The following is a 7646-nucleotide window of genomic DNA, read 5'->3' as shown; positions in this document are numbered from 1 at the left end:
TATAAAATATTTGCCATAGCATCTATACTATAGTATTTAATACATCTTTCTCTAGCCTTAATTCCTTGGCTATTTGCTGCTGTTAAATCATTAAATATTAATTCAATTTGTGCTGCTATTTGTTCGGGAGAACTAGGTTCAACCAAATAACCAGTATCGCCTACAATTTCTGGAATATCCCCCACTTTTGTGGCTATAATTGGTTTAGCCATTGCCATTCCATCGGTTAATTTTAATGGAAATTGCGCTTTAGCTTCGGGAGTATCTCTTTGAGGAACTACTACTATATGAGCAGCAGCTACAATTTCTGGCATAACTGTAGGTGGATATTTAGGCATTGAAATTATCCAACGTCCCCATTTTTCTTTTAATTGACGGTCATAATCATCATAAGGACTACCACCCACAATTACCAATCTTAAATCTGGCTGATTTAGATTTTCCAGGGCTATTAAAACATCTTCTACTCCTTTATAAGGTCGGGGCGCTCCTGGAAACATTAATATTCTATAATTACTCAAGTCATAACGAGTTCTACTTACCTCTGGATCGTATTTATTTGGGTCAAATAAAGTTGTGTCTTTACCATTTGGCAGATATACACCACCAAAGCGTTTTTTGAGAAATTGATTGTGTAGAGTCACCCGGTCTGCTTTGGAGACAAAACCTTCTATCCATTTTAAATAGAAGGGATCGTCTGGTTGTCGTAAAGATCCTTCTGGCTTTAGAATATCTCTAGCTAATTGTTTAATACTCGGATGATATTTCCAATTATCTCCTCCATGCCAACTTAACTCCCAATCATCAATATCTAAAAATACTGGGCGACTGGTCTGTATTTTTTTGATTAGAGCTAAACCAAGACTACTTGGTTTAAGTTTATAAGCATAAATAATATCTCCACTAATTTTGTCTAATAGCTCTTTAGCAGAAAGTAAAAATCCCGGATAATATTTATTGCTAACAACAGGGATAATGGATAGTTCAGTCTGACTAATATTTATAGGAGAATTTGCATCAACAAAACCTAATATTTCTACATCACATCCAATCTTTTTTAGAGCTTGAGATAATAAAAAGGGACGGACTGCTCCTCCCCATCTACCTGCTCCACTGCTAGATAAGTCGCTAGCTATTATGGAAATCTTTACCAAATCTGCAAGCCTCCAAATTGTAGGTTAGTCCAAAAACTTTTAACCATCTAAAGTAGGGAGAGAACTCCTTTCCGCTTCGTGATCAAACTACGTTTCGCACTAAGCGATCGCCAGTCAAATTTGCCTAATACTTTTTTAATTTAACCATAAATCTACTCAATGTTAACCTAGTTACGCAGTAAAATTAGATATTTCAAATCTTCTGATGTATCCTGAATGGTACTGGCTAACTACAGTAATTCTTAACTGTGAGTTAGGTAATAAAATTTTTTATATTTTAGGGAATAGGGATACAGGTAGTAGACTCACACATTTTAAATGGTGCAATAAATTTTTAGGAAAAGTCTGAATTTATCAGATATTAAATCATTTTTATAATGTAAGGTTTTAGCTGTATCAGTCCAGTAGAAACAGAAAATAATAAAAATAATTAATAATTTGACCTCAAAAAGGTTGAGCAACACTCTCTACAGCACTAAATATTTATATAGTTTATATAGCAATCCTAATTTCAGTTGTAATATTTTGGTGGTAGTTAGGAGTCAGTAGTAAGCTAGGGTAGCCGTCGAATTGGCGATATACATAATTTCAAAGGTTTTCAGTTCAAATTAACTATTATAAAAATCTTCACAACCAATGCGCGGATTGCTATAGTATTTTTAATTAAATCTGGAACACTTGCTTAGGCTGCAACACTTGATTTAAAGAGTTGACAAAATTCTCTCCATCCCATTCTTATTCTATATTATCTTATCTACTTATCTATTTGAGTCACTCGCCAACTGAGTTTCATATTTACCCAGAAGTTCCAGAAACTAGCAGTAGCAATAGCCATTAACTTAGCCAGATATTCATTAATGCCAAAAAGATTAAATAATAAGTTCACAATTAGTAAATTAAAAATCAAACCAGTCAGGCAAATTAAATTAAATTTTAATAACCTTTTAACCCTTTTGAGCCAACCACGTTGGGAACTGGAGATATCTCCAAAAGTCCATAGGTCATTCCACAGAAAATTATTGATAATTCCTGCTTCTGCAGATAACATAGCACTGCCAGTTAAGCCCAAACCCACAACTTCACGCAATAAATAAAATATTGCTATATCTACAGATACACCGCTAAAGCCAACTATAACAAATCGGATAAATCTACCAATCTGTCATTTAGCAAATCTTAAAATTAGCAAGTGTTGTAAATATTCTATATATTGTTTCCAGGTAACCTTGCTTTCTCCTCCTAAACGTTCTTGGAAAACATAGCCCACTTCTGCCACCCACCGAATATTGCCTCGACATAAAACTTCAATCAGGATTTTGTAGCCCACTGGACTTAGGATTTCGCCAGCGATCGCTGACCGATGGACCATAAAATACCCACTCATAGGGTCAGAGACTCGCCCTACTACTCCTGGTAAAATAACTAATCCCAAAAGTTGAGCCCCACGGGACAAAAATCTTCTAACTATACTCCAGTCACTGACACCTCCTTCTCCAACATGACGACTAGCTACTGCTAAATCAGCACCTTTTTCTATTTCTGCTAATAGTTTTAAGAGAGTTTCTAAGGGATGTTGTAAGTCAGCATCAATAACTCCTAATACTTCTCCTTTTGCTACTTGCCAACCACGAACTACTGCTGTAGAAAGTCCTCTTTCTTTTTTTCTACACATTACCCGAAGTTGGGGGTATTTTTGTGTCATATTCTGAGCTACCTGCCAGGTTAAGTCCGGGCTATTATCATCTACTATAATTAATTCATAGGCGTTAGGGATTTGAGTATCTAATAGTTGAGTTAGTCTTTGGATCAGTGTTGGAATATTTTGACTTTCTTTGTATGTAGGAATTACCAGAGAAAGTTTAATTTCTATGGTACTTAATTTTCTGGTATTTTCTGTTATTGCAGTAACCTTTAACAAACCAGTTGGGACTATTATTAATGAATTTTCTTGAGTTGTTATCATTAATTTATTCTCTTTTGTATATCTGGTTTTTGTTATATTTTATTTGCGTAAAATAAACGCATTAATTACTGTTTTTATCTCATTTTTTAAACTTTTAAACCGCAAAATTCAATATTTTTTCTGTGACAATTTAGTTTGATACAGCCAGTTCAATATTAAAATTTATTATAATTAATTATTTTGGCAGATAATTTTCCCTAGTTAAATAATGATTATGTAATTTAATTTTGCTTTGATATATTGCATATATTAAGAGCAAAATCAAATCTATTAATTTTATTTTCCAATAAATTTAACTCTGCTATGAGCTTGACTAATTATCATCAATCAAATTAATTTTACCCATTTGAATAAAATCAAATATCTGATTAATTTGATGTCGCTCTTCATCAGTTATTTTTTTTCCAGATAAAATTGAGGAAGTAAGCTGTAGGTATTCCCGACGACTGAGTTTACCTGATGTCATAATTCGGTTTACCATTTGATTAATCGTCACCTTTGGTTGATTTTGCTCACTCCATAACATAATTTCTGATCTACTATCTATTTATAATTTGTTGATTTGGCATTTTATATTGCATCATACAGCTTTAAAAGTAGCATCGAATAAAATACTATATACCTTTATTGGCTAACTACGTTAATTTAATAGTTAAGAGGGTAAAGAAAAGATCCCTGAATAAAAATATTTGTAGATGAGGCATTAATTTAGTTTTTATGGAGATTTATCGACTGCCAGCACTTTCAGACAACTATATTTTCTTACTACATGACCCAAATCAAAATATTGCGGCTGTAGTTGACCCCGCCGAAGTCAAACCAGTGCTGGAGAAACTGGAATTATTGGGGGCTGAGTTGGTGACTATTTTCAATACTCACCATCACCACGACCATGTAGGTGCCAATCAAAAGTTAATCCAAAAGTTTCCCAAATTAACAGTTTATGGTGGAGTTGAGGACCGAGGTAGAATTCCTGGACAACAGGTATTTTTACAAGAAGGCGATCGTGTCCATTTTGCCCAGCGAGTGGGAGAGGTTTTATTTGTGCCTGGTCATACAAGTGGCCATATTGCTTATTATTTTCCTCCTTTAGTTGCTGGGGAAATAGGGGAGTTATTTTGTGGCGATACTTTGTTTGCAGGAGGTTGTGGTCGCTTATTTGAAGGGACACCAGTCCAAATGGTAGAGTCTTTGAGTAAGTTACGTAATTTACCTGAAAATACACGAATATGGTGTGCCCATGAATACACTTTGAAAAATTTACAGTTTGCTATGACTGTCGATCGGGAAAATCCTGATTTACAAGCTCGTTTTGCTGAAGTTAAGGAAGCACGCAGTCGTAATGAAGCGACTGTACCATCCATGATTGGTGTAGAAAAACGTACAAATCCTTTTCTGCGCTGGGAGCAACCTGCTCTACAATTAGCAGTTCAAAGTCAAGATCCTGTACAGACTTTTGCCCATCTGCGAGGAAAGAAGGATCGATTTTAACTTAACGTTCCAGGCAATTCTACATAGAGTAAGAAATTGGTCACGTTGCGTTTCAGTTTTTTAGGGTTAACAGGAGTTCGATGTTTTTGTGGCCTAAAAAGGGCAAAGGAAATAGGTCAATAGGCGAAAAATCACTTAAACCTAGATATATGAAAAGGATGGCCTATTCTTCAATAATTAATAATTAACAATTAATAATTAATAATTTAGGACTTACGCACCATACCATATATAGCTTCATAAACTATAACTTTATCGTTTTTACACTCTATATATAGTACATTTGCGTAAGTCCTGTAATTACCTATTCTGTAATAGAAGGATTGACTAAAAGGATTTTTTTCTCCATGAATGGAGAGGCTTTATACCTGAATTTTTCGGTAAAATATTGCTACAGTTATGATACCGGGAACAGGGAACAGATAACAGGGAACAGATAACAGAGAATAGTAAAAAAAACATAACAAAAAAGAGGAAAAAAGGTTTAATTTTTATGATTTATGGAATTTATAATTTTTCATTGTCAGAATAAATCACAAATATAAGATGTAACTGCCTATGCATGAATTTGCTATAATATCTAACTGCTGACTGCTGACTGCTGACTCCTGATTTCGTTAACCTGACTTTTTAAATTTATGAAGGCTAAGAAAATGAAATTTAGGATATTTGTTTTTTTTATGCCTGCAAACTGAGATGCTGCAAAGCTTCAATTGTGACTTTAGTCAAAAGTCACAAAAATTATTGTGAGCAATAGCATTTTTTGTACCTTAAGTATGTATAAATGAATAAGGTTTTATTGAGAATACAATAGTATCAGGTAAGTGGTTTTAGCTGAGAAATCCTTATTCCTGTTGTTTTCAAATCTCAATAGCTTATTTTCAAACATTTATTAAGCAAAATGTTAAAAATTGTAAAGAGTGTTAAGATTAAACTAGAATAAGAAACTAATTTAGAAAAATGCTAAACCCCAAACTGCCAGAACCAGACTTACTTAAAGCGGTACTGCAACCCTTGTTAGAGGATTTCGAGTATTGGTTTGAGCGTTCCCGCCAGTTATTGGAGAGAGAAGAAATTACTTTTCTTAGTACCAGTGAGCAATTCGACTTACTTAATAGGGTGAAGCAAGCTCAACAGGAAGTGAATACAGCACAAACTCTTTTTCAAGCAACTGGAGGTCAAGTTGGGGTAGAAACTACAGTGCTTTTGCCTTGGCATCAGCTACTAACTGAATGTTGGCAAGTTGCAATGCGGTTTCGCAAAGAGCAATCTAGATAGAATGTACAATCACAATCAAAGTTAGTCTCAACCTAGGTTTATATCCTAAATTAAGAAACAGATTGAGTTAACTTCTGAGTAGGAAACAGTTTTGAAGTTGATAATTGTTAATTTATAGTGACAACACTACCTGCTCTGGAAATGATGATGACATATCTAAATAAGATAATTTCTGCTTATAAAACTTATCCAGAGTGAAAGTGATAAAACTAGAAAAACTGTTTAATTTTTTTAAAATTTGCTGAGTGGCGATTTAGCCTTGAGGAGAATACCATGTTACATCTGCTTTATATCCTAGCCTTCACTACTATTGCTGTTTTGGCTGTTCGTAATTTAATCCGTAGTCTCTTAACTGTTGGACTTGAATCTCAATCTTTGCCCTCAAATCGAGGGTTGTCCAGTCGTGACTCCTATTCTCAGTCTCGTAGAATTCCACATCCAGAACTATTAGATGAATCTGGGAATTTTATTGATGAGCCTTTGTTAGTGATGCGCTCTGTTAATGTACAAGAAGCTCGTGAACAGTTGGATGCTATTTATAATTCTGAGGTTGGTTCAACTGGTGAAACTAAAGATGAAAAAAAGTAAATAGATAATTACCATAAAATTAATAAAATGTCAAAAATTTGCTATTGGTTTGTTCCAAAAAAACTGATAACCAATAGCAAGTTATTTTTATACTTTGAAAAACCAGTAGTTTAAAGATAGTAATTAGAGCTTGCTGAAAAAGTATTTTGCTGATGGGGGGCAATGTGGAATAAGCCATCGGCAAAAGTTTTACAGTTAATTTTTCGGGGTTGCTGAGTGGTAATGATTTTTAGATTGAGTTTAAGTATCAACGCAAAACATAAGTTTTTCAATTTCACCGAATAATTAATAATTAATAATTAATAATTAAATAATTCGCGCCTTGAAGCCTCCCCTTGGATAGGGGAAAAAGCGGTCGATTGGATATGGCTAGGTCTCCTCGCTAGCCTCCAATCGACCAAGAGAAAAGAAAATATTCCTTATATTCAATTCCGTAACGGTTTTAAGCAGAGGTAATTATCAATTATCAATTAATGAACTTCAGCTACTTACCATTACATTTCAGCAACGCCAATTTTTATCCATTTTTCCCAGTTATATGAGGAAAAAAATTCAGGTTTTTGACCTAGATTTAGTCCTACATCTTGCACTTTTTTCAAGCTAATTCAGCACTTAAATCTCTGAGATATATGGGTTTCAGATTGATTCAGCAAGCCCTAATAAAAACAAGAAAGCTCTTAAAAAGAACTTTTGTATTTTGACACTCCACGCGACTTTAGTCGCGTTGATTCCCTTATGTTGTTAAAACAGGCGATCGATCGGCCTGTTTTAACTTCTCATCAGTTGAGGGACTGTCATCGACCCCTACCTAAGAATCATCTATATCCATATCTAATCAGTGAGATTATTCTCTCCCCAAGCGTTTGCTCTATTCCAAGAGCTTGTTCCCGTAGGGTATACGGTACAGTTCAAACCTAAAAAAAATTGGTTCTCTGGTACTTGTTGCGAGCGAGTTTTTCCATGCATAAGCATTTCTATGCATGCGCCCCATAACTCTAGTTTTCAAGGTGCGTCTACTGATTAATTAGCCAGGTTTTTAGAGTAGTTGAAGAGCTTTCCACTCTTCCTACCGTAACACACGCGTCCCCCTTTTAGGGCTATCCATTACCCATAAGTCTTATAAGTATTGCAGAGTGGGGAGTGTGGGAGGTGTGGTCCTTGTGGGGAGATAG

5 protein-coding genes and 1 pseudogene are annotated in these 7646 nt (G+C 34.7%); 3 read left to right on the top strand and 3 right to left on the bottom strand.

All coding sequences use genetic code 11. From position 1 onward, the window contains the following. The 3 genes and pseudogenes from F6K22_RS24210 to F6K22_RS24200 form a co-directional block, all read right to left on the bottom strand. Nucleotides 1–1154: glycosyltransferase family 4 protein (locus F6K22_RS24210; RefSeq protein ID WP_293103806.1), on the bottom strand; the 1154-nt coding region annotated here is incomplete at its 3' end. 754 nt (nucleotides 1155–1908) lie between these two features. Next, a pseudogene (locus F6K22_RS24205) lies at nucleotides 1909–3117 on the bottom strand (glycosyltransferase). A gap of 313 nt (nucleotides 3118–3430) precedes the next feature. Then, a complete protein-coding gene (locus tag F6K22_RS24200; RefSeq protein ID WP_293103803.1) occupies nucleotides 3431–3643 on the bottom strand; it encodes a hypothetical protein in 213 nt (70 codons plus the stop codon). Between the two features lie 191 nt (nucleotides 3644–3834). Here F6K22_RS24200 and gloB point away from each other — a divergent pair, with 191 nt between their 5' ends. From gloB to F6K22_RS24185, 3 genes are all read left to right on the top strand, one after another. Beyond that, entirely contained in the window at nucleotides 3835–4608 is a 774-nt protein-coding gene (gene gloB, locus F6K22_RS24195) for a hydroxyacylglutathione hydrolase (protein WP_293103800.1), read from the top strand. Nucleotides 4609–5568: 960 nt separating this feature from the next. Further along, the gene (locus tag F6K22_RS24190; protein WP_293103797.1) at nucleotides 5569–5886 is read left to right on the top strand and encodes a DUF2605 domain-containing protein; all 318 of its coding nucleotides are present in this window, start codon (nucleotides 5569–5571) and stop codon (nucleotides 5884–5886) included. A gap of 273 nt (nucleotides 5887–6159) precedes the next feature. Continuing rightward, nucleotides 6160–6474: a DUF2973 domain-containing protein gene (locus F6K22_RS24185; protein WP_293103794.1), complete on the top strand. Its 315-nt coding sequence runs from the start codon at nucleotides 6160–6162 to the stop codon at nucleotides 6472–6474. Nucleotides 6475–7646 lie beyond the last annotated feature (1172 nt).

The sequence above is a fragment of the Okeania sp. SIO2F4 genome, from assembly GCF_010672385.1.
Classification (GTDB): Bacteria; Cyanobacteriota; Cyanobacteriia; order Cyanobacteriales; family Microcoleaceae; genus Trichodesmium.
The sequence above is the reverse complement of the archived record's forward strand: the minus strand, read 5'-3'. Positions and strand labels throughout refer to the sequence as shown.

Coding starts and splice junctions, on each gene's coding strand:
- F6K22_RS24185 (WP_293103794.1), top strand. CDS start 6,160: ATGTTACATCTGCTTTATATCCTAGCCTTCACTACTATTGCTGTTTTG.
- gloB (WP_293103800.1), top strand. CDS start 3,835: ATGGAGATTTATCGACTGCCAGCACTTTCAGACAACTATATTTTCTTA.
- F6K22_RS24190 (WP_293103797.1), top strand. CDS start 5,569: ATGCTAAACCCCAAACTGCCAGAACCAGACTTACTTAAAGCGGTACTG.
- F6K22_RS24200 (WP_293103803.1), bottom strand. CDS start 3,643: ATGTTATGGAGTGAGCAAAATCAACCAAAGGTGACGATTAATCAAATG.